General features: G+C 59.6%; 23 protein-coding genes. 10 read left to right on the forward strand and 13 right to left on the reverse strand.

What is annotated here, in order from left to right:
* The first annotated feature begins 80 nt into the window (after window positions 1-80).
* From A3OQ_RS0108790 to A3OQ_RS0108805, 3 genes are all read left to right on the forward strand, one after another.
* Complete coding sequence (locus tag A3OQ_RS0108790; protein WP_020175014.1) at window positions 81-740, forward strand: cupin domain-containing protein; 660 nt, start codon at window positions 81-83, stop codon at window positions 738-740.
* A 232-nt stretch (window positions 741-972) separates the two neighbouring features.
* Window positions 973-2,214: a BtaA family protein gene (locus A3OQ_RS0108800; protein WP_020175015.1), complete on the forward strand. Its 1,242-nt coding sequence runs from the start codon at window positions 973-975 to the stop codon at window positions 2,212-2,214.
* 148 nt (window positions 2,215-2,362) lie between these two features.
* A complete protein-coding gene (locus A3OQ_RS0108805; protein ID WP_020175016.1) occupies window positions 2,363-3,022 on the forward strand; it encodes a class I SAM-dependent methyltransferase in 660 nt (219 codons plus the stop codon).
* A gap of 14 nt (window positions 3,023-3,036) precedes the next feature.
* Here the strand turns inward: A3OQ_RS0108805 and A3OQ_RS21810 are convergent, their stop codons facing one another.
* The 3 genes from A3OQ_RS21810 to A3OQ_RS0108825 form a co-directional block, all read right to left on the reverse strand.
* The gene (locus A3OQ_RS21810; protein WP_020175017.1) at window positions 3,037-4,425 is read right to left on the reverse strand and encodes a L,D-transpeptidase family protein; all 1,389 of its coding nucleotides are present in this window, start codon (window positions 4,423-4,425) and stop codon (window positions 3,037-3,039) included.
* 303 nt (window positions 4,426-4,728) lie between these two features.
* On the reverse strand, window positions 4,729-5,196 hold the full coding sequence (locus tag A3OQ_RS23510) for a hypothetical protein (RefSeq protein ID WP_020175019.1): 468 nt from the start codon (window positions 5,194-5,196) through the stop codon (window positions 4,729-4,731).
* Window positions 5,197-5,284: 88 nt separating this feature from the next.
* The gene (locus tag A3OQ_RS0108825) at window positions 5,285-6,055 is read right to left on the reverse strand and encodes a lysophospholipid acyltransferase family protein (protein ID WP_020175020.1); all 771 of its coding nucleotides are present in this window, start codon (window positions 6,053-6,055) and stop codon (window positions 5,285-5,287) included.
* A 276-nt stretch (window positions 6,056-6,331) separates the two neighbouring features.
* On the opposite strand from A3OQ_RS0108825, the gene A3OQ_RS0108830 reads away from it, so the two are divergent.
* From A3OQ_RS0108830 to A3OQ_RS0108840, 3 genes are all read left to right on the forward strand, one after another.
* Window positions 6,332-7,843 carry an amino acid permease gene (locus A3OQ_RS0108830; RefSeq protein ID WP_020175021.1) on the forward strand — a complete coding sequence of 504 codons (1,512 nt, stop codon included), beginning with the start codon at window positions 6,332-6,334 and terminating at the stop codon, window positions 7,841-7,843.
* Window positions 7,844-7,920: 77 nt separating this feature from the next.
* Entirely contained in the window at window positions 7,921-9,042 is a 1,122-nt protein-coding gene (gene alr / locus A3OQ_RS0108835; protein ID WP_020175022.1) for an alanine racemase, read from the forward strand.
* A 63-nt stretch (window positions 9,043-9,105) separates the two neighbouring features.
* Window positions 9,106-9,858, forward strand: coding sequence for an alpha/beta hydrolase (locus A3OQ_RS0108840; RefSeq protein WP_020175023.1), 753 nt, complete (start codon window positions 9,106-9,108; stop codon window positions 9,856-9,858).
* A 90-nt stretch (window positions 9,859-9,948) separates the two neighbouring features.
* On the opposite strand, the gene A3OQ_RS0108845 is transcribed toward A3OQ_RS0108840, so the two are convergent.
* Entirely contained in the window at window positions 9,949-10,212 is a 264-nt protein-coding gene (locus A3OQ_RS0108845) for a hypothetical protein (protein ID WP_020175024.1), read from the reverse strand.
* Window positions 10,213-10,304: 92 nt separating this feature from the next.
* On the opposite strand from A3OQ_RS0108845, the gene A3OQ_RS0108850 reads away from it, so the two are divergent.
* Both A3OQ_RS0108850 and A3OQ_RS0108855 read left to right on the forward strand, forming a co-directional pair.
* On the forward strand, window positions 10,305-11,138 hold the full coding sequence (locus tag A3OQ_RS0108850; protein WP_020175025.1) for a phage Gp37/Gp68 family protein: 834 nt from the start codon (window positions 10,305-10,307) through the stop codon (window positions 11,136-11,138).
* Window positions 11,139-11,160: 22 nt separating this feature from the next.
* Window positions 11,161-11,580, forward strand: coding sequence for a secondary thiamine-phosphate synthase enzyme YjbQ (locus A3OQ_RS0108855; RefSeq protein WP_020175026.1), 420 nt, complete (start codon window positions 11,161-11,163; stop codon window positions 11,578-11,580).
* Between the two features lie 10 nt (window positions 11,581-11,590).
* Here the strand turns inward: A3OQ_RS0108855 and A3OQ_RS0108860 are convergent, their stop codons facing one another.
* From A3OQ_RS0108860 to ahcY, 6 genes are all read right to left on the reverse strand, one after another.
* Window positions 11,591-12,232, reverse strand: a complete 642-nt coding sequence (locus A3OQ_RS0108860; protein WP_020175027.1) for a hypothetical protein — start codon at window positions 12,230-12,232, stop codon at window positions 11,591-11,593.
* 190 nt (window positions 12,233-12,422) lie between these two features.
* On the reverse strand, window positions 12,423-13,496 hold the full coding sequence (locus A3OQ_RS23515; RefSeq protein ID WP_244427120.1) for a DUF2778 domain-containing protein: 1,074 nt from the start codon (window positions 13,494-13,496) through the stop codon (window positions 12,423-12,425).
* 331 nt (window positions 13,497-13,827) lie between these two features.
* The gene (locus A3OQ_RS0108870; RefSeq protein WP_244427121.1) at window positions 13,828-14,541 is read right to left on the reverse strand and encodes a nucleotidyltransferase family protein; all 714 of its coding nucleotides are present in this window, start codon (window positions 14,539-14,541) and stop codon (window positions 13,828-13,830) included.
* 31 nt (window positions 14,542-14,572) lie between these two features.
* Window positions 14,573-16,132: a tRNA (adenosine(37)-N6)-threonylcarbamoyltransferase complex ATPase subunit type 1 TsaE gene (gene tsaE, locus A3OQ_RS0108875; protein ID WP_020175030.1), complete on the reverse strand. Its 1,560-nt coding sequence runs from the start codon at window positions 16,130-16,132 to the stop codon at window positions 14,573-14,575.
* 195 nt (window positions 16,133-16,327) lie between these two features.
* Window positions 16,328-18,856: a sensor histidine kinase gene (locus A3OQ_RS0108880; RefSeq protein ID WP_020175031.1), complete on the reverse strand. Its 2,529-nt coding sequence runs from the start codon at window positions 18,854-18,856 to the stop codon at window positions 16,328-16,330.
* A gap of 238 nt (window positions 18,857-19,094) precedes the next feature.
* A complete protein-coding gene (gene ahcY / locus A3OQ_RS0108885; protein ID WP_020175032.1) occupies window positions 19,095-20,501 on the reverse strand; it encodes an adenosylhomocysteinase in 1,407 nt (468 codons plus the stop codon).
* Window positions 20,502-20,853: 352 nt separating this feature from the next.
* Between ahcY and A3OQ_RS0108890 the strand changes: the two genes are divergently transcribed.
* Both A3OQ_RS0108890 and A3OQ_RS0108895 read left to right on the forward strand, forming a co-directional pair.
* Window positions 20,854-21,684, forward strand: coding sequence for a hypothetical protein (locus A3OQ_RS0108890; RefSeq protein ID WP_341872075.1), 831 nt, complete (start codon window positions 20,854-20,856; stop codon window positions 21,682-21,684).
* Window positions 21,685-21,784: 100 nt separating this feature from the next.
* On the forward strand, window positions 21,785-22,945 hold the full coding sequence (locus A3OQ_RS0108895) for an LptF/LptG family permease (protein WP_020175034.1): 1,161 nt from the start codon (window positions 21,785-21,787) through the stop codon (window positions 22,943-22,945).
* Window positions 22,946-23,042: 97 nt separating this feature from the next.
* Here A3OQ_RS0108895 and A3OQ_RS0108900 read toward each other — a convergent pair whose 3' ends face one another.
* The 3 genes from A3OQ_RS0108900 to A3OQ_RS0108915 all read right to left on the reverse strand — a co-directional run bounded on the left by A3OQ_RS0108900 (window position 23,043) and on the right by A3OQ_RS0108915 (window position 25,957).
* Complete coding sequence (locus A3OQ_RS0108900) at window positions 23,043-24,185, reverse strand: helix-turn-helix transcriptional regulator (protein ID WP_020175035.1); 1,143 nt, start codon at window positions 24,183-24,185, stop codon at window positions 23,043-23,045.
* A gap of 196 nt (window positions 24,186-24,381) precedes the next feature.
* On the reverse strand, window positions 24,382-25,167 hold the full coding sequence (locus A3OQ_RS21830; RefSeq protein ID WP_020175036.1) for an ABC transporter ATP-binding protein: 786 nt from the start codon (window positions 25,165-25,167) through the stop codon (window positions 24,382-24,384).
* Window positions 25,157-25,957 (reverse strand): ABC transporter permease, encoded by an 801-nt coding sequence (locus A3OQ_RS0108915; protein WP_020175037.1) that lies wholly within the window; start codon window positions 25,955-25,957, stop codon window positions 25,157-25,159. The genes A3OQ_RS21830 and A3OQ_RS0108915 overlap by 11 nt, the downstream gene beginning before the upstream one ends.
* Window positions 25,958-25,984 lie beyond the last annotated feature (27 nt).

Genomic DNA, 25,984 nt, shown 5'->3' on the forward strand with positions numbered 1-25,984 from the left:
AAGATGGAAGCCTGCGCCGCGATCGGCTAAAACCTCAACCCGCTTCACCTAAAAGGCTCGGTACGGGGCAGGTCAAACTGATGCAGGTTCGCGCGGATTTTTCACGCAAGGAAGTGGTTCGTCCCGGTGAGGCCGAATGGGTGGCTTCGCCGCAAAAGGGCGTTGACCGCTTGATGCTCGACCGGATCGGCGATGAGATCGCGCGCGCGACCACGCTTGTGCGCTTTGAGCCGGGCAGCTTTTTCCCGCATCATGTGCATGGCGGCGGCGAAGAGGTCTTCGTCGTTGATGGGCTTTTCGAGGACGAGCACGGACGCTATCCCGAGGGCACTTATCTTCGCGATCCGATCGGCACCTCGCATAGCCCCTTCACTAAGCACGGCTGCCTGCTCTTCGTAAAGCTTTGGCAGTTCTCGCCGAAAGACGTCGCGAGGGTCGTTATCGAAACGAAGCCCGGCGACTGGATGCGCGCGGGCCGCGATGGAATGGCGGTGCTGCCTCTCCACGATTTCGAAGGCGAATCGACCTATCTCATCCGCCTGGCGCCGGGCCTGCAATTGGAGCGCAATATGCATCCGGCCGGCGAGGAAATCCTCGTCCTCGACGGCACCTTCAGCGACGAGCATGGAGACTATCCGGCAGGCACTTGGATCAGAGATCCGGCAGGCAGCGAACATACGCCTTATTCGGTCTCAGGCTGCACTCTGTTCGTCAAAGCGGGGCATCTGCCGAAGATCTGATTACGCTGCGCGGTAGTTGGAGAATTTCCAACTGGTTTTATGACAGCCGGCAGCTTTGGTCATCTCACTGTCATTCGAACACCCTAGAGCGAGCACGATAGCTCCTTCTTGCGTTTCGAATGCGCTTTCACAGCTCGTTTCAACGCATTTCCGATTGTCTTCCGACAGTTGGAACGTGCGGACATGCGCAACGCGCATAAGAAGGAGCATTGTTTGGACGAGGGGAAAGCGATTGGTCGACAGTGTGAATGTGATGCGGCGGACAACGGCCGCGGGACTGAGCGCAGCTGTCCATCGCAACAAGAGTCTGTCGCAGGCGGGTGTTCTCGAACGTCTTTTCACTTTCGCCTTCAGAGGGCTGGTCTATCCGCAGATTTGGGAAGATCCGGCCGTCGACATGGAGGCCTTGGCGTTGCGCCCCAGCGATCATCTCGTCACGATCGCGTCAGGCGGCTGCAATGTTTTGAGCTATCTCGTCGACGGGCCGGCGAAGATCACCGCCATTGATCTCAACGGCGCTCACATCGCACTCAACCGGCTGAAACTTTGCGCGGCAAAACATCTGCCGGATTACGAGAGCTTCTTTCTCTTCTTCGGCCGCGCCGACCGGCCTGAAAATATCGCAGCCTACGACCGGTTCATCCGCCCGAATCTCGATGCCGCGTCGCGCGCCTATTGGGACGGCCGGATGATCATGGGCTCGCGGCGCATCGCGCATTTTTCCAAAAACTTCTATCGTTATGGCTTGCTCGGCAATTTCATCGGCGTCACGCATGCCTTGGCGAGCCTCTACGGCTGCGATCTGAAGGCATTGTTGAAGGCGCGCTCGCGCGACGAACAGCACGAATTGTTTGAACAGGTGATCGCGCCTCTCTTTGAAAAGAGCTTCATCCGCTGGCTGATCGGGCGCCCTGCCTCGCTTTACGGGCTGGGGATTCCGCCGTCACAATATAGGGCCTTGGCGCGTGACGGCGATGGCGACATGGTCGCGGTTCTGCGCGAGCGGACGCGCCGCTTGGCCTGCGACTTCGACCTTTCGACGAATTATTTCGCTTGGCAGGCCTTGGCGCGTGGCTATGAGAATAAGCCGGATCCGGCAACCCCGCCTTACCTCGAACGCGTCCATTTCGAGGCGTTGCGTGGACGTTGCGACCGCGTTGATGTCCGCCACGCATCCATGATCGATTATTTGCAATGCTGCGGCAAAGATACGCTTGATGCCTATGTCCTGCTCGATGCGCAGGATTGGATGACGGACGACGATCTGACGGAACTGTGGAGCGAGATCACGCGCACCGCGCGTCCCGGTGCGCGGGTCATTTTCCGTACCGCCGCCGATGAGAGACTTCTACCCGGCCGCGTGCCGGCCGACATCCTCTCGCATTGGACCTATGATGCGGCGCGCTGCCGCACGTTCACGCGGCAGGACCGTTCGTCGATCTATGGCGGCTTCCATCTTTACGTCAAAGCATGATCCCGAAAAGTTGCAGACTTTTCGGATTAAGATCATGCGTCAGAACTTTACGCCGAGCATGATCTCGAAAAGGTGCGGACTTTTCGGATAAGATCATGCGTCGAAACTTTATGCCGAAGCATGATCTTGAAAAGATCATGCGTTTAAGATGATCGGGGTGCGGGACATGCAAGACGCCGCGATTTTGATGGACAAGATGTATCGCCATCAGCGCCACATCTATGATCTGACCCGCAAACCCTACCTGCTCGGCCGCGATCGCCTGATCGAAAGCCTCGCGCCACCCTCCGGCGGCTCTGTGCTCGAAGTCGGCTGCGGAACCGCGCGCAATCTCATTTGCGCCGCGCGGGCCTACCGAAATGCGCATTTTTACGGCGTCGATGTGTCGTCCGTGATGCTGGCGCAGGCGCAAAGATCGGTGGATCGGGCGGGACTCGGTCAGCGGATCACGCTGGCGCAAGGAGATGCCTCCAGCTTCGATCCGCACGTGCTTTTCGGCCGTAGGGATTTCGACCGGATCTTCATTTCCTACGCCTTGTCGATGATCCCGCCGTGGCAGGAAACGCTCGTGCATGCGTTCGATCTTCTTAGCGCCGGCGGGTCTTTGCATGTCGTCGATTTCGGCGATCAGGCGGGAATGCCCATATGGTTTCGCAGGGCGCTCAAAAATTGGCTCGATCTTTTCGATGTCGTGCCGCGCGTCGAGATCACGCGCGAGCTGAAGGCGGAAACGCGCGCACGGGGCTTGATGCTGAGCCATCAGGCGCTCTATCGCGGCTATGCGTTTCACGCGATCGCGCAGGCGTAAAGTGCAACGCTGAGCTACTCGAGCAGGCTCTTCGTTACGGGCGTGACAGGCTTGCCTGGGGCCACTGACGATTGCTGCTGCGGATGCGGCGGTATCGAAGCGGTCGGCGTCGTGTCGACGCCATTGTCGAGATCGTAAACGTCGTTGCGGAAATGCACGACATGATCGGGCGTCGCATAGCCCGTCAGATAGACCCAGGCGACCGGCACGGGCTTCGTCAGTTTGACGTCCATCCGCGTGCCAAGCGCGATTGCCGCATCGAGCGTTTGCGCGGTCCAGCCGGACCCGGAAGATGGATCTGCGCCGCTGTTATTCTCCAGCAGCCAAGCCGCGAGATCTTCGACTTTCGAGACCCGCACGCAGCCATGCGACCCGAACCGCACGCTTGCCGAAAACAGGCTTTTGGAGGGCGTGTCGTGCATATAGACCGCATCCTTGTTCGGCATGTCGATGCGCAAAGTGCCGAGCGAATTGGTCTCGCCCGAGTCCTGCCGCAGCGTGAAGGAGGCCGCGGAATTGGTCGCCCAATCGATTGTCGCTGGATTCACTTCCGCGCCGGCCTGATCGAGGATGCGAATATGCTCCTTCGCCAGATAGCCGGGGTTGGCCTGCATATGCGGGATGATTTCGTTTTTGACGATGGAGGCCGGCACAGTCCAGGTCGGATTGAGATTGATCGAGGTGATCTTGGCTTCGACCGTGGGCGAGGGATGATCGGTCTTTCCGACGACCGCGATATAGCGGCGGATGACCTTGCCCTCTTCGATGGCCTCGACATTGGCCGATGGAATATTGACCACGACATAGCGCGGCCCAAAGGCAAATTTGATCGCGCGCAAGCGCCGCGCCGAGGCGAGAAGCTGGTTATAGCGCGCAATCGCCGTGATATTGAGCGCGCGTAAGGTCTGTCCGCCGATCGCGCCGGTCTGTTCGAGCCCATGCCGCTCTTGGAAGCGTTTGACGGCAGCTTCGACGGCGGCATCATAGGCGTCGCCTGATGCAGCCGTGGCGTCGAGATCGCCGCCGATCGCCAATCGCTCCTTCAATGTTGCGACGGCCGGCCCCGTCACGCCCGGCGCAAGCTTGACGCCGGACGGCACGACAGGCCAGCCGCCCGCCTCGACAATGGTGAGATAGTTTTGCGCCGCCTCTTCGGTCAGGCGCGCCGTTTCAGTCGTGAATGTCGGCTGCGGATCTTTCGAGAGATAAAGATCCTCCGGCGCGGGCTTGGGTGTGGAAGGCTGCGCGGCGGCATGCGTCTCGACGGAGCCTTGCGGCGGGGCAGGCATCGCGGCGCGGGGCGCTTGCGCGCCGGGCGCCGCTTCGGCCTTCAAGAGCGCTTCGATCGCGTCAGGATCAAATGTTTGCGCAAGGGCGGCGCAAGGCAGAAGCACCGAACCCATGACAGCCATCCGGCATGAGAGGCCGGAGATAAAACCGTGCCGACGCAACGCGAACATCGAAGCTACTCATCAACGCACGGCAGGCGCACTGCCGAATGAGAGCCTATTTCGCATGGAATAGTTAATGGACCGTGGCCGCGCCCTAGAGCGGCGGACGCTCGTATCGGAGCATCCGGGGCCCTTTAGTTTTTTAATCGCATCGGATTGGTCCAATCAAATCGGACCTGTCCGATTTGATCACTTGAAAACTGATCTCGGCAAAAGCCGGGATCAGGTCCGCTTCACACTTTTCGGTCCGATGCTCTAGCCTCCAAGATCCTGCAACAGGGCACGCCGTTCTTTGTCATCTTCCGCCAGAAGATGGACATGCCATTCCATCGCGCCGGCCGAGATCGCTTCCTCGACCCATGCGCGCCTGTCTTCTGAATCGCCAAGCGCGAAAACCGCCAGCGCGCGAAGCCCAGCAGCGTCTCGCCTTGCGGCGATGACGATTCCGTCGGCAAAATCCGGCAAGCCCTTCGCCTCGTCGTCGCGCACAAGATAGACGGAGCAGATCGTGCGGCGTCTCGAGCGGCCATACCAGGCATGAAAACGCGGCCCCAGCACACTGCCCGTCAGAGATGCGAGCGGTGCATGAGCGAGCAAAGGGGCGATGACGGCAGGCCGTCGCTGGGGACTGGAGAGCCGTCCCGCCGTCATCGTTGGGGATTGGGGTGGCATCGGGGCGCCACCCCAAAGACCGGGCGCGAAAAAGGGATCGATCGTTCGCATGGCGCCCGTCCTTTTGTTCCTAGACTGTGATGTCGTGATCTGGGAACAAAGATAGAACATTTGCGCGAATCGTCAAGCGAAAAAGGCGCTAGGCTGGCGAAATGCTCTGGCCCGCCGGCATGGCCGCACGCAGCGCCGGCTCTTCGAGACAGGCTTCCGCCACAAGTCTGTCGGTGGCTGTTTCGATCCTGGTCTGAAGCAGCCGCATGAAGGTTTCTTTATCGAAGCCCGGCGGAATCGGTTCGAGAAATTCGATCACGATCCGGCCCGGCCGCCGCCAGAAACTGCGGCGCGGCCAGAAGAGGCCGGTGTTCAAGGCAACGGGGATGCAGATCGCGCCGGTTTCCAGATAAAGATGCGCGACGCCGGACTTATAATGCGGCGGTGCTCCGACGGGGCGGCGCGTGCCTTCGGGAAAGATGATGAATTGCCGGTCCTGCGCGAGAAGCGCGCGAACCTGCGGGGTGAGTTGCGTCAGCGCCGTGCCGCGTTTGGAGCGATCGATCCCGATCAATCCGCCGCGCTTCAGATACCAGCCGAAGAACGGAATCACCATCAATTCGCGCTTCAGCACGAAGGAAAAATCCGGCGCCTGGGTCGTCAGCGAAAATGTTTCCAGAAACGACTGATGTTTGGAGGCGATGATGCAGGCGCCCTGGGGCAGATGTTCGACACCGCGGAATTCGAGTTTCGCGCCGCAAATTTTATCGAGAAGCCAGATCGAATTGCGGGCCCAAAGCCGGGCGATATTTTGAACCGCGTGCCGTCCGAAGATAAGGCAGGGCGAGCCACCGACCAAAAGAACGATGAGCTGAACATAGAAGAGCAGATTGAAAAGAATCGATCGCATGAAGATCACGTGATGGGCGCCTCCGAGCCACGGTGCCGCATTATACAGCTACGCGGCGGCAAAGCACGAGCGATCCGCGATCACGGAGGCTCGACCTGCACCTGCAAAAGAAATGAGCGATTCTTTCATTCGCAACGTAAAACCCCTTCATTTTACGCTATCAAACGCGTTTTGCACTTGGCGAACCTTGCTTTTCGCCGGTGAAGTTCCGTTAATCCGAAGAATGGGGCGGGTGGCGGCTAAGCTGTGCTGCCGGCGAGAGCAAGCCATAGCGGGGCGCAACGCATGAAAAATCTCTGGGTACGCAAGTCCATTGCTCATTTGCAGGCCGAAGCCAATGCGCCCGACGGCGAATTTGCGGCGACCGAGGGGCTAAACCTGCGCCGCTCGCTATCTCTGACAAGCCTGATCTCGCTCGGCATCGGCGGCATTATCGGCGCCGGTATTTTCGTGCTCACGGGTCATGCGGCCGCATCCTATGCCGGGCCTGCAATCCCGCTGTCTTTCGTCCTGTCGGCGATAGTCTGCGCGCTTGCCGGCTTGTGCTACGCGGAAATGGCCTCGACCGTGCCGATTGCCGGCAGCGCCTATACCTATGCCTATGCGACAATGGGCGAATTCATCGCCTGGATCATCGGCTGGGATCTCATCCTCGAATATGCCTTCGGCGCGACGACGGTCGCCATCGGCTGGTCCGGCTATGTGACAAGCTTTTTAAAGGGCATCGGGATTCATATCCCGGACGCCTATACGCAGGCGGCCCTCGTCTTCGATCCGGCGACAAGCGCATGGTCGTGGAGCGGCGCGATTCTCAATCTTCCGGCCATGTTCATCATCGCGCTCATCTCGACTCTGCTCGTCATCGGCATTCGCGAATCCGCCAAGGTGAACAACCTTTTCGTCCTCATCAAACTATCGATCGTCGTCTTGTTCATCATCGCGGGCATCTGGTTCGTCAAAACCTCGAATTGGGTGACGGCAGCCAATCCGGAGGGTTCATTCTTTCCGCCGAACCTGGGGCCAGGACAATTCGGCTTCAGCGGCCTCGTGCGCGGCGCCGCCGTGGTGTTCTTTTCCTATATCGGTTTCGACGCGGTCTCGACGGCCGCGCAGGAGGCGCATAATCCGCAGCGCGACATTCCGATCGGCATCATGGGGTCGCTCGCGATCTGCACCGTGCTCTACGTGCTCGTCAGCTTCGTCATCACCGGCATCGTTCCCTATGACCAGTTGAACGTGCCGGACCCGATCGCTTTCGGCGTCGATGCCATCGGGCTCACATGGCTCGCGCCGCTGATCAAGCTCGGCGCGATTTTGGGCCTGAGCTCGGTCATTCTCGTGCTGCTGCTCGGCCAGTCGCGGATCTTCTTCACGATGTCGAAAGATGGATTGCTGCCGGAAATCGCCAGCCGCATCCATCCGAAGTTCCGGACGCCCTATGTCACGACGATTCTCATGGGCGTGATCGTAGCAGCGCTCGCCGGCATCCTGCCAATCGGGCTCGTGGGAGAACTCGTCTCAATCGGGACTTTATTCGCCTTTGCGATCGTCTGCTGCGGGGTGCTGGCGCTTCGCATCATGCAGCCGGATCTTCCTCGCCCGTTCAAGACCCCCCTGGTCTTCGTGGTGGCGCCGCTCGGCGCCGCATCGGCGGTTTTCCTGATGCTGGGCCTGCCGAGCGATACATGGATCAGGCTTGCCATATGGCTTGTGATCGGGCTCGTGATCTATTTTTTCTATAGCTGCAAGCATAGCCGTGTGACGCGGCAGGAACCGGAGGGCGCGCCGGCCGAATAGGCTCGCCGGCCGCCGCGGCAGAGTTTTTGCTCTGTCGGAGGGAAGGGCGCCCCGCTGGGCCTAAATAGTGGACAAGAATGGACGTCACAACGGAAGTCACCCCAAGCGAAGCCGGTACGATCCTGACCGTCGATCTCTCGGCGATCGTCGCCAATTGGCAGACCTTGCGGCTGATCTGCGGCGAGGCCGAATGCGGCGCCGTGGTTAAGGCCGATGCCTATGGGCTCGGGCTGAAGCCGGTCGTCACGGCGCTTTACGAGGCGGGCTGCAAGACCTTCTTCGTCGCCCATGCTTTCGAGGGGCGTGCGGCCCGCGCCATCGCACCCGATGCCGCGATCTATGTGCTGAACGGCATGCGTCCCGACACGGCGCCGCTCTATGCCGATTTCAATCTGGCGCCGGTGCTCTGCTCGGTGCCGGAAATCGAGGATTGGGGCCAATATTGTGCCGTCACCGGGCGGCGCACGGCAGAAGGCGGCCTATTGCCCGCGGCCTTCCGGTTCGAAACCGGCCTCAACCAGCTCGGCCTCAAGCCCTATGATCTCGAACATGGCATTCATCTTTCGCATCTCTTCGACATTCGGCTGATCATGACGCAGCTCGCTCATGCCAAGCATGAGGCGACGATCACGAAGCAGATCGAGAAGTTCGAGATCATGCGGGCGAAATTGCCGAACGTGCCCGCCTCGATTGCGCATTCCGGCGCGATCTTCTTGGAGGCCAATCCGCTCTATGACCTGGTCCGGCCAGGCTATGCGCTCTATGGCGGCAATCCGGTGCCGGGACGGCCGAACCCGATGAAACCGGTCGTGCGGCTCGAAGCGCAAGTGATCCAGGTGCGGATTCTCGAGCCCGGCGAACGCGTCGGCGAGGATCAAGGCTGGGTCGCGCGCGGGCCGCGCCGCATCTCGACGATCAGCGCCGGCTTCGCTGACGGCATTCCGCAAAGCCTCACCAGATCGGGCTCGGGCGGCGCAGTCATCTCGCAAGGCAAACGCTGCCCCTATATAGGCGGGGTCGGCATGGATCTGGTGGCGGTGGACACGAGCGATTCCGGCTATGTCGAACGTGGTGACATCGTTGAACTGATCGGGCCTTCGATCACGATCGATGACTTCGCGGCAGCGGCCGGCATTAGCGGCTATGAGGTTTTGACCGGCCTCGGCCAAAGGTGCCATCGCAAGTACCAGAAATTATGAGCACAGCCGCGGTGTGATAAGCTAAGCATCCGTTCCGCAGCCGCGTTTCGAGAGGAGACGAGCATGGAAATCAAAGAAGGTCCCTGCCTCGCGGCCATGTCCTGTGGCAAGCCCGTCTATCTCGTCGTGCTGCTCGACGAGCCGGGCGCGGCCGATGCGAAACTGATCGACGTCGCGATCAATTGGCAGCCGACGATGTTGAAGGCCGATTTTCTTCTGGCCGAGGCGCCGCTGCCCGGCAAGACGGCGGGCCACGCCAAATGGTTCGAGACCGAAGGCAAAAGTCCGGACGAGATCGAGGCCGGGATCAAAGAAGCAGCGGTGTCGCTCAACACATTTCTGGACGAAATGCTGATGAAGCGCCACCTTCAAGACGGCCATTTGGCTTTGGTCGGCTTCGCGCAAGGCGCCGACTTGGCGTTGTATGTTAGCCTGCATCGGCGCAAAGCCATGGGCAGCGTCGTCGCCTTTTCAGCCACCTATAGCGCGAGCGATGTAACGGCTGCGGAGATCACGTCGAAGCCGCAAATCTTGCTGGTTCACGGCGATGCCGATCCCATCGCCCCGCTCGATGCGATGACCAAAACAAAAGAGGCTTTGAAGGCGCTCGACGTACCCGTCAAGAGCATGTCGCGCAAAGGCACAGGCCGTATGATCGATGATGACGGCGTGATGGGCTGCGAGGCCTTTCTGGCGAAGACGCTGATCAAGCCGAAAGTCAAAAAAGAAGATCATGATCATGACCACGATGATCACGGCCATGACGACCATGATGACCATGCGCACGATGATCACGACCACGATCACGCGCATTAGATCGCGATAATTTTGGATCGAATCGATCCAAAATCATGAATGGGGCCGGTTCCAATCATAGAACGGGCATTCGCGAACCCGGCGCCGTCTTCAGCCCTTCATGGCGGCGTCATAGCCTGCCTTTGTGAGTTCGATGGTCTCGCCGTCGGTGACGACGAGCTTCTTCTGGCTGAGCAGCGAGACGATGGCGGACAGGATTTTTCCGTCCTTGATTCCGGTCGGCTCCTTGGCCTCATTAATGCTTTCACACCAGACGGAGCTGCCGATCCGTTCCTCGCCGAGCGGTGCGTCGTGGGCCTCATTTGTGAGGATCGCGCGCAGAAGTTTCATTTCATTTTCGGTCAGTTCACTCATGCGTCAGGCCTTTTGGCTTGATTTGGTGGTGTTTTAGATGTCTCCGGCTACCGGAGGCACGGCGGAATTGAGCGAAACAGGAGGCTTGCCCCATGGATGTCAAGATCGAATGGACCGAAGCCACGTGGAATCCGATCTACGGCTGCACACGCAAAAGCCTTGCCTGTAAACATTGCTACGCCGAGACGACAACGGCGGAAAATGCAGCGCCCGGCCAATGGGGCCACGGCTATGCCGAAGCGGGCGTCGGCTGGACCGGCAAAGTCGAGGTTCAGGGCGATAAGCTGCCACAGCCTTTGACTTGGACGGAGCCGAAGCGGATTTTCGTCAATTCGATCGCCGATGTCTTTCACGAAAGCCTGCCGAAGGAACAGATCGACCGGGTCTTTGCCGTCATGGCTCTGGCGCCGCAGCATATTTTCCAGATCCTGACCAAGCGGCCAAAGCAGATGCAGGATTATATGGCCGACGCCGGCACGCCCGCGCGCATCGAAGCCGCCATGTCGGATTTTGCGATGATCAAGCCGTCGCGTAAGATCGATCAATGGCCGCTGCGGAATGTCTGGCTCGGCGTCACGGCCGAGAACCAGAAAGAAGCCGACCGCCGCATTCCGCTTTTGCTCGAAACCCCCGCCGCGGTGCGTTGGGTGGCGGCGGAACCTTTGCTCGATAAGGTCGATCTTAAAGTGGGCGCCTGGCTGCCGGGCGAAGGTGCGTCAGGCGCGACGCTCGATTGGATCGTCGGCGGCGGCGAATTTGGAAAAGACGTCAAGGTTTGCCAAGAGGATTGGGCGCGCGATCTGCGCGATCAATGCGCCAAGGCGGGCACGCCGTTTTTCTGGAATCATTTCGGCGCCCATGCGCCGGCGGGAGAAGCCGCGCGTCAGATCGACGGTGTCATGCACGAGGCTCTGCCGAAGGTTTAGCATGACGGCAAAAGGTATGCCTATGCTTCAAGCCATGCATCATGTCTTGGTCGAGACGAAGGGCAACGGCCTCACCGAGATCACCTCTGAGGTCAATCGCTGGTTAGCAAAGCAAAAGGTCGAGACCGGGCTTTTGACGCTCTATTGCCGGCACACGTCCGCGTCGCTGCTTGTGCAGGAAAACGCCGATCCAGATGTGCGGGAGGATCTTCTCACATTTTTCGAGCGCATAGCACCGGAAGGCAAAGGCCTTTATGTGCATGATACCGAAGGGCTGGACGACATGCCGGCGCATATCAGGGCTGCGCTGACGCAGGTTCAACTATCAATTCCCGTCGAAGCGCATCACCTGGTGCTCGGAACCTGGCAGGGGATCTATGTCTTCGAACACCGCGCCGCGCCGCATAGACGCGACATTGTGCTGCATCTGATCGGCGAGTAGGCGTTAGCCCCTATTGAAACGCGGGCACCCCGGCGATCCGCCTGATCGCTTTGATCTCGACGCTCTCGAATGGCTTTGGCGCTGCCTGTTTTTCTCCGAAGCCGGGCGCCGACGTCAATTTTGCCACGCGTACGACTTCGAAATGTTGGACGAAGACTTTTTGGATCGCGGCCAGTTCGGTCCGATGCGGCACGCCCTTCGCGGCGGGAAGCGAAACAAAATCTTTCGCGCTGTGATCTTGAGACTTGCCCTTGAAGACGAGAATGCCTGTATTCGTCACGACCGCGTCGCTTTTTCTCAGTGTGTCGTCGCGTAGAAAAATCGCGAGCGCCCCGGGATTCTGCTTTTGCATCGCCGCGAGTTCTTCGGCTAATGGCGACGCATGAGGAGGCGCATCGGCGTCTTGAATGGCGCGGTCAAGCGGAGCTTTATGTACGACAGGGTGGCGCGGCTTGGCGGCGGCACGCCGCGGCACATATGGCTTTAAAGCAGGATAGGCTTCGGCCGGTGGAGCATAAGAGCTTTGCCCGGACCAGAAGCCGCCACCGAATGGAAATTCGAGATATTCGGCCGCGGCGGCAAGCTCGATAAGAGTGTCGCTCGCCAAACTCGCCATCATCAGGCCAATAAAAACGGCTTGCTTGAAATTCATTGAAATCACGTGGATCTAAATTGATCTGTGCCGGGCTTGTGGCGCAGGTCTCCCGTGGGTTCAACGTCCTTCTTAACTTAATGTTAACGGTGTTTCGTTCGCCAAGGTTGCAATCTGGCCATGCCGATGCACGCACCACCACGTGGCGGCGTGACATCATCCTGCATCCTTTGGGAATGAAGCGGGCGGCTTAGTTCAGGCGGGCGACGACGGCGAGACGCCTGATCTCGCCATTTCGATAGGCCTGCAGAAAGGCCTCATAGTCCTTGACCGAGACGCAGCCGTTTGAATCGCCGTTCGGGCCGAGCATATAGCGATGCACCAGCAGGCCCGCGCGGCCATAGACGTCGCCATCGCCAATGGGCGTCAGGCGCAGCGCCTGCACGCCATGGAAAAGCGACTCGCGGAGCGTGAGATCATAGACATGCGGCGGCGTCGCGCCGCGCATACGCTCGTTCACGTAACGCGGATTGTCCAAGCGGTCGCCGAGCCCGGAATGCGCTTCGAGCCTCCGCCCATCCGGCAGATAGACGGTGCGCGCGGTGATATCGTAGACGGCCGTATAGCGATCATAGGCCCCAGCCGGTTGCGCCGCGACGCTCGGCGCCGCGGGCGTAGAACGCACGGCGCCGTCTTCCGGGTTGGCATAGGCAAGCGCCGGGCCGGGCTGCTGGTCGCCCATGCCGAAGAGTTTAGCGAAGATGGAGCGCGTGTCGGCGGGTGCCGCCTGCGGCGACCAAGCCGCTGTCCTGCTTGGCGCGGTCTGGCGGCCTTCAGGCTTCGACGCATTAGTCGTGGATTGCGCCACAAGATCGGACGGGCGCGGCATCGGCACTGGAACGCTTTGAAGGAACTGCGGAACCTCCGGAACGGGGGCAGCTATGACTTTTTCCGTCGCTGCGACGGTCGTCCGCGCGGCCTCCGCCGTCCGTGCCGGGTCGAATCCCGCTCTCAGCGGCGCGCTTTGCGCGAAGGGGATCGGCACCGCGCCCAAAGAAAATGTCGGGTTGAGCAACTCGCCGTAAGGATTCGGGGGCGCGGCTGGCGCGGCTTCGCCCGTCTGCATGGCGACTTGCGCCGGTGCTGCGGTTTTCTCATCGCCATTACCATTAGTGGCGGCGAAGCGGACATAAAGGAAGCTGGACCCTAGCAATACGCTGAGGATGAGGCAGGCGGGACCGGAAACGGCCCGGGAAAACTCCCGAAATGTACGGCCGCGACCCTCAAGGGGATAGTCCTGCGGCGTGCAGATCTCGTATGTCATTAGCCCCGCTCAGCCCGTTTCTTTAGGGCGCCTATGGCTTAGCTTAAGGTACCTCTCCGTGCGGTAGCGATGTCCGGACGGGGGCCAGCCAAGCCTTTTCTTATTGGCGCTGCTTGGTTAACTGCTGCTTAAACGTCATTATTTTTCATATGACACAGGATTGTGACCAAGAAAAGGTAAAGCCGGTGGAACTTTTCGTCCGGTTGCGCGTTAACAAAAAGCAGATTCCGTGAATCCCCTATAAAACAATGGTTTGGGGCTTATCCCCAGGGCGGGACGCCTGCCGAATTTTTGCGAGCGTGTTCACCTGATCACGGTCATCTCAATACGTTCACATGGCCGCCCGCAGCAGACAGCGCTCGGCATCGACAATCGCCTCCGGCGTGCCGACATGCAGCCAAAACCCGTCTAATCTTTGACCATAGAGTCGGCCCTTCTCGGCGGCGTCGAAAAAAAAGGGCGCGAGGCGGAAAATATCCTCGTCATGCCCAGCGAAAAGCTCGGGCTTGATGATGCCGACGCCCGCATAGACGAAAGGCGCGACCTCGCGTTCCTTGCGCCTTTCGAGCCTCGCATCGGGGTCCATCGTGAAATCGCCCGGCCAATCGACACCTATGCTCGCTGCCGAGGCCGCGACGAGCAACAGAATGTCCATTTTGTCGGGCGCCCAATGCTCGGCCATCATCGCGAGATTGTCGCGCGTGCCGCCGACCCAGAAGGCATCCGTGTTGCACAGAAAAAACGGCTCCGTGCCGAGCAGGGGCAAAGCCTTGCGAATGCCACCGCCCTGATCGAGGAGCTTGCCGCGCTCGTCCGAAATCGCGATGTGCGGCGCGGTGCGTTTCGCAAGATGGCTGACAATCTGATCGGCGAAATGATGCACATTGACGACGGCTGTCTCGACGCCGGCTTGTGCGAATCGGTCGAGCATATGGTCGATCAGCGGTTTGCCGCCGACTTTAACGAGCGGCTTCGGCAAAGTGTCCGTCACCGGCCGCATGCGTGTGCCGAGACCGGCGGCGAAGATCATTGCTCTTTTTGGCATGAAGGGATGAGGCATCGCTTGCTTTAAAACGTCATGAAGTCGGTTTCAGCAGACGCGGGAGATAGGTTTCGTACCAGACCCTCACTTCTGCCATGACAGGATGCGCCAGGTTTTTGACAAGATAATTTTCGACGCGCGGCAGATGCGAAAGATATTGTGGTTTGTGGTCGCGCTTGTCGAGCCTTGCGAAAATACCGAGGATTTTCGTCGCCCGTTGTGCGCCTAAAAGCGCGTAGGCGCGGGCAAAGGTGCCGAGGTCGAAGCCCGGGTCGGCCTCGCGGCGCGCCCGCGCATAATGGCCAAGGAGTTTCAATTCGGCATCGTTCGGCACATTGGTCCTGGCGTCCTGCAGGAGCGAGACGACGTCATAGGCCGGGTGACCCAGGACGCAATCCTGAAAATCGAGCATGCCGATTCGCGCCGTCCCGCGTCTGTCTGCCAGCCAGAGAATATTCGGCGAATGATAATCGCGTAGCGTCCAGCTCGCCGGCGTTGCGAAGATTTCGTTCAAGGCATGCCGCCACAAATTGATGTAAGTCGATTTGGCGCCCGACGCGAGGTTGATGCCGGCGATATGCGGTACGTACCAATCGACTAGCAGCTCGACTTCGATGGCGAGCGCGTCGAGATCGTAAGGCGGAATGTTATAATCCACATCTTCCGTGACCGGGATCACCGGCGGCAGGCTGAGGCTGTGCAAATGGGCGAGCGCGGCGATGGCCTCGTCATAGCGCTCGATGATCATGCCCTGCGCATCGGCGATCGACTCCGTGCCGAGATCTTCGAGCAAGGCGAGACCGGCTTTGAGATCGCAATCGTAGATTTTCGGCGCCGAGAATCCGAGCGCCCGCAGGCCGCGATCGATGGCGATGAAGGGTTTGATGTCTTCGGCGAGCCGCGCAATCGCGCTATAGGGCTTGCCGAAACGCACCGGCGGTCCGTCCGGCCGCGGCGGCGACATCATTAGAATGGCGGTCTCGCCGCTGGGCCTGACGAGCCTCTCATAAAGACGCGTCGACGCATCGCCCTGCATAAATTGCCGCTCGGCGTCGGACCAGCCCGAGCGATTCAGAAGCTCGTGAATGGCTTTGGCCTGCGCGAGCCTGGTCGCGAAAGCGCCGACACCGGTCAGGATCGCGATTCGCTGCGTGGCGCTTTGCTCGGAATCGAGATGGAAGGCAATGTCCAGCCGGTCGGCGGAAAGCACGTCGCCGGCACGCTCCGGCCATTCGACGAGGACGAGCGCGCCTTCGGCCGCTTCGTCCCAGCCAAGTTCCGCTATGTCCCTCGGGTTTGTGATCCGGAAGAGATCGGCATGCACGATCGGATGCGTCGGCGTCTCATAGATTTGCATCAAGGTGAAGGTCGGGCTCGGCACTTCAAGCTCGAGATCGCCGGTCAAAAGACGGATGAGGGCGCGGGCAAAGGTCGTCTTGCCGGCGCCAAGCTCGCCGGAGAGGGTGAGAAGGTCGCCCGCGTGAAGCCAGGAGGCGACATCGCCCGCCAAAGCCGATGTTGCTGTCTCGTTGGAGAGATCCACACGCCAAGTCGAATGGCGAGGCGTATCGTTGAGCGCCTCAGCGGCCATCATCCTTCTTTCCCCCGATCGCCTCGCCTTAGATCACGATGGTTTTGGATCGAATCGATCCAAAACCATGAACGTGATCGATTCAAAATACTTAGAGCGGGATGCGAGCGCAAAACCGCTTCACACTTTTGCTCATCCCGCTCTGGCGGAGCCACCGCCGAAGAACGAGCGGATAATGCAGCCGCGAGCCTATTCCAGCTAACCTTGCGTCCGCCTTTCCTGGCGCGGGCTGTCTGGCTCCGGCCAAGCGTTGGCTCGAGCTTCTATCAGCTTCACACCCTGCGCGGGAAAGATGCAAGTCACCGTCGTGCCTTCGCCTAGGACCGAATCGATCAAGACGCGTCCGCCATGCAATTCGACCAGGGACCGGACGATGGACAGGCCAAGCCCGACTCCGCGGTGGCCGGAGCCCGAGGTATCGCTATGGAACCGGTTGAACACACGGTCGAGAACGGCCGGCGGTATCCCGCGGCCTTGATCGCTGACCTTGAAGACGATTTCATCGTCGCGGCGCAAGGCGGCCAATGTCACGCTTTGGCCTCGCGCCGAAAATCCGATCGCATTCGAAAGCAGATTGAACAGAATCTGCCGGACGCGCTTGGCATCGGCCCTGAAGCTGCCGATGTCGTCGAGCGCGATGATCCGCAGATGAATATCGGAATCGGCCACCCGGTCCTGGATGCCTTGCGCTGCGGCTTTCATCGTCTCTTTGATATCGACCTCTTCGAGCTGAAGCTCCATCGCATCCATATCGATCGAGGCAAGGTCCAAAATATCGTTGATAATGGCAAGCAGCGCGGCCGATGAGTTCATGACATAGCCAATATATTCGCGCTGTTTGTCATTTAAGGGGCCGATGGCGCCGTCACCCAGCAGCTGGATGAAGCCGATGATGGTGGTGAGCGGCGACCTCAGCTCATAAGAGACGTGATGGACGAAATCATTGCGCAGCTTCTCGGCATCGATCAGAGCCTGATTGCGTTCGGTGAGTGCGAGCTCGACATTGACGCCCGCCGTCATATCGGTGAAGGCCAAGAGAGTCGCGCCATCCGGCAGCGGCAGGGCGGCGCAATCGAGCACGGTGCCGTCTCTGCGGGCAAAGCGCCGCTCGAATCCGGTGCGTTCATCCTGCAGTCCGGCAACGAAGCTGCGGAGTTCGTTCCAGGCCGTCTCGTCGGGATGAAGCACGGCGCACAGCGCTGCGACCTGATCGATATGGGGCCGCTCCGCGAGGATTTTGGGATCGAGATTCCAAAGCTGGGCGAAGGCCGGATTGAAAAGCTTCAATCGTCCGTCCGTGCCGAAGACGGCGACGCCTTCCTTGAGCGTATCGAGCGTCTCGCCTTGCACGCGGGTCAGGGCGTTGAATTGCGATTCGAGATGGAAGCGTTCCGTGACATCGTCGAAGAGATAAGTGACGCCGCCCTGAGGGTTTGGGTTGACGACGATGCGCAGCGTCCGGCTGTCCGGCAAATACCAGACCTGCTCGCTCGTCTCGATCGACTGGTAGGAGCCGAGGAAGCTCTTTTTCCAGCTCCGGAAATCCGCCTGTTCGGGGAGGAGCCCGGCGGCGCGGAGACGGTCGAGGATCTGGGAATCGGTCGGCTTCTGATCGAGGAAGTTCTGGTCAAGCGCCCAGAGCGTCCGATAGGCCGCATTGTGGAAGATGAGACGCTGGGAGCGGTCGAAAATGGCGACGGCCGTCGTCAATTGATCGAGCGTTCGTGCATGCGCCTCGGTGAGACGGGACAGATCGGCGCGGCTCGCCTCGAGATCGGAGAGATCGATTGCCATGCCGGCCGATGCGAATTCGCCGGGCACTTCGACAATATCGAACATGCGCCTTTCGCCGGCGACGACTGCCGGTGCGCGTTCGTGCCAAAGCCGTCCGGCGCGCCGCGCCGCGGCTGCGCCATCTCTGGCGCGCCATTCGAGAAGTTCGGCCTGCCTTAGAATCGCGTCGCCCGGGTCCTTCGCTTCGACGGCTTTTACGAAGGGCACATTGACCCAGGTCAGCGATCCATCCTGATCGCGGATCCAGGCCGGATTGGGAATGGCGTCGAGCATCGCATGCAAGGCATCGATTTCGATGACGGTTCGAATCTGGCATTCGCGCAGACGAATGACTTCGCGGCGGTCACCCGAGACATCGTGAATGCGCATGACGGCGCGGCCGGTGACGGCGCGGCCCTCGATTTCGAGATGGCGGCCGCCGAGGCTTTCGACCGCAAGGCGAAAGGCTTCGCCCCGCAAGCGCAATTTATCGACGAGAGAGTCGAGCTTCTGGGCGGATTCGGGCGGCAGCCACGAGCCGAAGCCCAGGACGCGGCGTGCGACCGGCGCATCGGTGACAAGGCTGAGATCGCCGGTGATCTCCGGGCCGCCATTCGCCGTGTCCCAAGCAATGATGATCTGCGGCTCGGCGGCCAGAAATACTTCGGCGCGATCGAGTTTGGCGCGGATATTTGCAAGTTCGAGCGAGAGCGCATTTTCGCGTTTCGTCCAGCTCTGCCGGCCGGCCAGATGCAAAAGCGCGGTGATCGTCGAAAACAGGACAAGTCCGATGACGAGCGAAAGTCCGATAATGTCGTGGCTTTCGCGCAGGCCCTGCAGGACGGCGAGCTGATCGGCGGTTTGCGCCGAAGCCTCCGGTGCAACAAAAAAAGGAGGAAGGCCGAGCAGGGTCTTTTCAAGGGACAAGGCGATATGCCGATGCCGCCGTCCCATTCATGATCTCCCCACCGCTCGGCCATGGACTGCGTTCGAATCAGTCCACTTTAGCGATAAGAGGAGTCTTTGAGAATCGGGTTAATCTTTTCCTGTGGGTTGTTTGGATTTCGTAGGGGAGGGTTATGCGCGTAACGGCTCGGGTCCAGGCGTAAAGGCAGGCCGCCGAAGCGGCCTAACCTTGCGCGAGGCTTACAGATGATCCCCGAAATGGGGCCGCCTTTTCGGGATCATGCGCCTAATAGCGATAGAGTTCCGGCTTGAAGGGACCTGTCTGCGGTACGCCGATATAGCCCGCCTGTTGCGGCGTCAGCTTGGTGAGATGCACGCCGATCTTGTCGAGATGCAATGCCGCGACTTTTTCGTCGAGGGTTTTCGGCAGCGTATAGACCTTGCGCTCATATTGGCCCTGCTTGGTCCAGAGTTCGATCTGCGCCAGGGTCTGATTGGTGAAGGAGGCTGACATCACGAAAGACGGATGGCCGGTCGCATTGCCGAGATTGACGAGGCGTCCCTCGGAGAGAAGGATGATGCGGTGGCCGTCGGGAAATTCGATCTCGTCGACCTGCGGCTTGACGTTGTGCCATTTGAAATTGCGCAAGCCGCCGACTTGGATCTCCGAGTCGAAATGGCCGATGTTGCAGACGATGGCACGGTCCTTCATCGCCCGCATGTGATCGACGGTGATGACGTCGATATTGCCGGTGCAGGTCACGAAGATGTCGGCGCGCGGCGCGGCTTCGTCCATCGTGACGACTTCATAGCCTTCCATCGCGGCCTGCAAGGCGCAGATCGGATCGACTTCCGAGACGAGAACTCTCGCACCCGCATTGCGCAGCGAGGCGGCCGATCCTTTGCCGACATCGCCGAAACCGGCGACCATCGCGACCTTGCCGGCCATCATGACATCGGTGCCGCGGCGGATGCCGTCAACAAGCGATTCGCGGCAGCCGTAGAGATTGTCGAACTTGGACTTCGTGACCGAATCATTGACGTTGATCGCGGGCCACAGAAGCTTGCCTTCCTTTTCCATATTATAGAGCCGGTGGACGCCTGTGGTCGTCTCTTCGCTGACGCCCTTGATGGCGGCACCGATTTTTCCGTAAAAGCCCGGATGCGAGGCGAGCCGCTTCTTGATCGCGGCGAAGAGGATTTCTTCCTCCTCATTGCCGGGCGTTTCGAGGAAAGCCGTATCGCCGCCTTCGGCGCGGATGCCGAGATGGATCAGCATGGTCGCGTCGCCGCCGTCGTCGAGAATCATATTCGGCGTGCCGCCGTCGCCCCATTCGAAAATCTTGTGCGTATAGTCCCAATAATCGACGAGGCTTTCGCCCTTACGCGCGAAGACCGGGATGCCGGCTTCGGCGATCGCGGCCGCGGCATGATCCTGCGTCGAATAGATGTTGCATGAGGCCCAGCGGATATCGGCGCCGAGCGCCTTCAAGGTCTCGATCAGCACCGCCGTCTGGATCGTCATGTGCAGCGAGCCGGCTATGCGGGCGCCCTTGAGCGGTTGCGACGGCCCGAATTCCGCCCGCGTCGCCATCAGGCCGGGCATTTCGGTTTCGGCAATCGCGAGTTCTTTGCGGCCCCAGGCGGCGAGTCCGAGGTCGGTAACGGCGTAATCGGGAGAGCTTTGGGTCATGGCAGGCCGGCGTTTGGGAAAGGGTGCCGCTCTATAGCAGGCCCCGAAAGGGCAGGCAATAAAGATATAAACAAGTCTTTATGTGATTTTCGGTGGGCACATGCGACATGAAGCCGTGGCGCCACACTCGTGCCTTGACCTCAACTATTATGATTGAGGCGCATGGCTCTGGAAGGCTAATGCCAAGCCGGCTCTTGCCAGCGGGCGGCAAAATGTGGAATGGCGGGTTCGTTTCCGCCTCGTCGCTTCATTTTTTGGCGCGTCTAACCGAAATCACACCGTGCCCGTCAATGCCTGCGACGCGCGCCTAACCCCCAGGCATTCGAGTCACGCCTTCATGTCGGATCCATCATTGCCCGCGAAAAAATATGGTATTGCCGTCATTGCCAATGACAAGATTGCCGATTGGCTTCTCCCATTCCTCGAAAGCTACCTCGCGAGTAATGCGGCGACACCGCTTTATCTCATTCCCTATGACGATAATGTCGCCCTGACGCGGCGCGCCGCGGATGTCTATGGCGTCCAATTCGTGACGCCCGACAGCGCCGAACTCGACGCTTTGGCGGCAAGGCTCTATCCTTTGTTTCCGGGGCATCGCCGTCGGCTGCGCAAGTTCCTGTCGCTGGCTCTGCCGCTCGATGAAGTCCTCTACATAGACGTCGATACGCTTCTTTTTCGCGATGTGCGTGAGCTTTTCGGTCTGATCGAGAGCAAAAAAGCCGATTTCGTCATGGCCTCGTCGAGCGAGGAATATGTCTACAATAAAAAACAGGCGAATTACGATTTCCTGCGCAATGCGCGGTTGTTCAACGACGGGTTCTTTTTAACCTCGAACCATGTTCTGTCGTTGCGCGATTTCTATGAGACGATCGCAAAGGACGAGAAAATCTTCCATTCCGTGCGTAAGCGCGGCATGCTTTTCGCCCAGCCTCTGACGAATTTCATCGTCCATCGGCGCGGGCTGAAAGTGGCGTCTCTCCGCGAATGCGTCGAAACGGCGTCGGACGAGAGCTTTTATAAGGCCGAGGGGATTGCGTTTCAGCCGGACGGGCCCGTCGATCCGGTCGGCAACCGGATCTTTTTCGCGCATTGGGCAGGGGCAACCAGTCTGCCCAGCCGCCGTGTTTTCGACGCAGCTTGGCTGCAATATGCCAAGCAGGCCAATGCGCGCATGAATAAGTGATTGTCTTGCCAGGGCGCTTTGCGTTTATGTTTGATGGATGAACCCAATATTGGAAGTCGAGCCCACGTTTTCTTTGATCCTGATCTAGCCGGAAGATCGAATGCCTCGACTGCTCACGCTCTATCTCGCGAAACGCATCGCGCTTTCGGCCTTGCTGATCGAGACGAGTCTTTGCGTTCCGGTGATCATGACATCGCTGTTTCACTACCTGCCGCCGGCGGCAGTGCGCAGCGGTTTGCTGATGCCTGCGCTTCTCGGCACTGTGCCGACGGTTTTTTATATCGCGCTTCCATTGGCGGTCGGTGTCGCCATCACGCTTGAATTCGCGCGCATGTCGTCGGAAGGCATGATCGCGGTTCTTTATTCCATCAGATTGTCGGTCTGGTCGATTTGCATGCCGGCCGCGCTTGTCGGCGTGATCGCCGTTGGCGTCGGCTATTGGTTCTCGTCCTTCGTCGCGCCGGCCTATGTCGGGCAGATGCATGACGTCATTCACGTCATCCGCAATTCGCTCAATCACCGCATGTTGGAGCCAGCGCAATTCTATACGTTCGATAATGGCACCAAGACGCTGTATTTCCAGCGGTGGAAATCGCCCGATGTCGCGACCGGCGTGTTCATCCATCATTTCTCGCCGGAAAAGCAGGAGGAGGAGATCATCACCGCGGCGGAAACCGAATTCCGCCGCAACGACCACGGTGTTCTGCTCGTCATGACGAATGGGTCTATCCAGACGCGCCCGCAAGGCTCAGCCGATATGCGGACGGCGAATTTCGACGAATATGTCCTATCGATCGATATGCAAGGCACAAATGGCATGCCGAAGCGCGATTGGCGCGGCGTGTTCGAATTGCCTTTGGGAGAATTTATCGCCGAACGCTTCTCGGGCCTCCAAGATCAGCGCCGCCTGGCGGAATGGACCAGCGAAGCGACAAAGCGCGTAGGCATTCCCCTATTGGCGCTGGCGCATGGATTATTCGGGATAGGACTTGTGCTGACGGTCACGTCGGCGACGGGCCGCGGTTCGGCCGGCACAGCCGTGACCATTCTGGCCGTGCCCGTCCTGCATATCGCGATCCTGATCGCGGCCGAAACCTTAGTGAGACGCGATCCGCGCTTAGCGTTCGTGATCTTTGCTGCGATCCTTGCCGAATTCGCGGTCGCGCTATTCATGCTGCATAAGCAGAACGCGAATATGTCGCCGGTGAAGCCTCTGGTTCCGCTTGGCCTGACGCCGGTGGATGGGCCTGCCCACGCCTAAACCCATGCGCATCATCTCGAAAAGGCGCTGACTTTTCGGCTTGGATGACGCGCCGAAGGCATGATCCAGATCCGATCGCCGTGCGCTCTTACCGCGCTCAGCGATCCTTCCAAGGGATGGTCGTCTCGAAGAACAATCTCACGAGATCGGCCTGCCGGTGGGTGCTGGTCTTGGCGAGAATATGTTTGAGATGCGTGCGCGCCGTCATGTCTGAGATTTTGAGCCTTTGCGCGACGCTTTGTGGCGGCCCCTCATTGAAGATCAATGCGTCGAGAACGCGCCCTTCCGCCGGTGTCAGGTGGAACATGGCCGAAAAGACATTGACCCGATCCGTCATCCCGCGACGGCGATCGACGATGAAAAGCCCGACGGACGGACTGTCCTTGTCGAGAATATAGCCGGCCGCGCGTCCCGATAGTGGCACGACATGGACCACGAGGGATGCACCCCCGGCCTCAGTGGGCAGGATGATCGATCCGCCCGGCGCCAGATCTTCGGTCCCGCGCGCCGCGGCGAGGACGAGCGCCTGCAATCTTTGCGAGGCCTTGAAATCAGCCGCGCTGATGAAGCCCTGTTCGCTTTTGAGGCCGCTGTTGCCGCGCATGAATTGTTCCGCGGTATCGTTGGCGTAAACGATGCGGCCGCCGGCCGTGGTGAGAACCGCGCCGAAGCCGGCGCTGGCCACGAAGCGCCCGAGCAGATGCGCCCGCGACCGATATTCGTCGAGCAGATCGCCGACCATGAAGGCGCGCTTGAGATGCGGCGCGATGGATTTCATGGCCGCCATCTCGTCCTGGGTGACGATGCCCGCGCTGGAGGGCCGCAGAATCGCAAAACCGGCCATGGCGCCAGGCTGTTTCGTCAGCATGATGCCGACATAGTCCCAATGGTCGCGCTTGCGGGCCCATTCGTTGTAAAACACCGAACGCTTGTAATCTTCCGAGCTCACGAGATGCGAAGCCGTGACGACTTCGCCGGGCCGGGCCTGCTTCTCGAGCAAGTGGAACGGGCTGATCTTATCGAAATGGGTAAGATAGGCCATTTGCGAGGCCATATCGTTGTTATAGGCCATCTTCGAGAACATGACCGAGCGATCCGGCCGATGCCGATGGGTCGCTAGAATGCCCATGTGGCCGCCGGCAAGGCGCACGACGCTTTCGCAGACTTCCGATTGGCTCTGCGCGTCGAGGATGCCGTCATATATTTTGGTAATGACCTGAAGAACATCCGCACCGGCCATCGCTGGTGACTCCTGTTACAGGACGCGAGACACGTCACTTGATAACAGTTTCCGCGAAGGAGGTAACCTCACAAATGGGGGCAAGCGGGTTTCAACCGTAATGGAAAGGCCGGATCTCGCGATGATTCACGTACCGGAACAGACATTCAGCCCCGCGACGCCCGCCAATCACATCGAATTTTAAAGAACGAGGGGGCTAACGGCCGCGCGCAGCCACGCGGGGAGCCAAGGGTTTCGCCGACAAGGGCTTCGTTTGCACCGTTGCCGCATAGGCATCCAGAACCTCGGCCGGCGCTCCGATTTTGTGCACGCATCCATCATCGATCCAGAGAACCCGGTCGCATAGATTTTCGAGCGTCACGAGATCATGCGAGACGATCAAAATGGTGCCGCGCTTGGCATAATCCTCGATGAAGGCGTCGCATTTCTCGGCAAACGCCGCGTCGCCGACGGAGAGGGCCTCGTCGACGATCATGATATCGGCGTCGGCATGGGCGCAAATGGCGAAGGCGAGGCGCGCGGCCATGCCGCTCGAATACATGCGCAAAGGCTGAAAGAAAAACTCGCCTATATCGGCGAAAGCCGCGATGGACGGCAATCTTTGCTCAATGACGCTGCGGCGCAATCCGAGAATGGCGCCCCCGATCATCGCATTTTCACGGCCCGTCAATTCGAGGTCGAAGCCGGCGCCAAGCGCCAGAATCGGCGCGATCGATCCCGTCACGGCGACCTTGCCATAGCTCGGTTCGGTGATGCCGCAGACGATCTGCAACAAAGTTGTTTTGCCGGCCCCGTTGCGGCCGATGATGCCGAGCTTTTCGCCGCGGCGAATTTCGAAGGAAATATCGCGGAGCGCCCAGTGCTGATGATAAAAACGCTTCCAGCGGCCGAACAGGATTTGCTTCAGCTGGTCGTTCCTATGCGCATAGAGCTGGAACGCCTTGCCTATGCCTTCGCACCGGATGATCACGTCAGATGACATCGACCAATACTGCCTTATAACGCATGAAAAACCGATAGCTGCCAAAGAAGATCAGAAGCGAGGCGCCCACCGTTCCAAAATAGAGAATCGGGTTGGGAAGCGTGCCTTGCAACAGCAGGTTACGAATCAGTTCGACATAATCGGCGATCAGATTGACGCGCACCACGATCTGAAGATTGGGGGGCAAATCCTGGATGGAATAGAAGATCGGCGTCACGAACATCAGCACCGGCACGATAGAGACCATCAAATAGGCAATGTCGCGCGTAAAACAGCCAAGCGCCATCAAAAACCATGACATGCCGAGCAGAAATAAAAACAAAGGCACGAGCACGGCGGGCAAAAGCAGCGACGTCAGCGGGATTCCATGCGTCAGCACGATCTCGAAAATGAGAAGCACCCCAAAACTGATGCCGGCATAGACGCAGGCTCTGATCGTCGCCGTCCAGGCTAAAGTTTCGCTCGGAAAGATCGATCTTTTGATGACTTCGGCATGTTCGTGCAGCAGGCCCGGCGAGCGATAGGCGAGTTCGCTGAACAGATTGAAAATGATGAGGCCGGCGAAGATCGACACGGTATAAGCGCCGGGGCCGCCCTTGGCCGAATTGGGCGCGCCTACGACCGAAGTGAAAATCACCGTATAGGCGCTGAGCATGACGAGCGGTCCGAAGATCGCCCAGGCCCAGCCGAAAATTGTTCCGCTGAAGCGTACTGCCAATTCACGCCGTACGACCGCCCGGATCAATTCGCGAAATTGCCAGGCTCGTTCCAGTGGCGTTGCTATATTCATTCCCGAGGCAAAGCTCCCCTAACCCGC

The sequence above is a fragment of the Methyloferula stellata AR4 genome (assembly GCF_000385335.1).
GTDB lineage: Bacteria > Pseudomonadota > Alphaproteobacteria > Rhizobiales > Beijerinckiaceae > Methyloferula > Methyloferula stellata.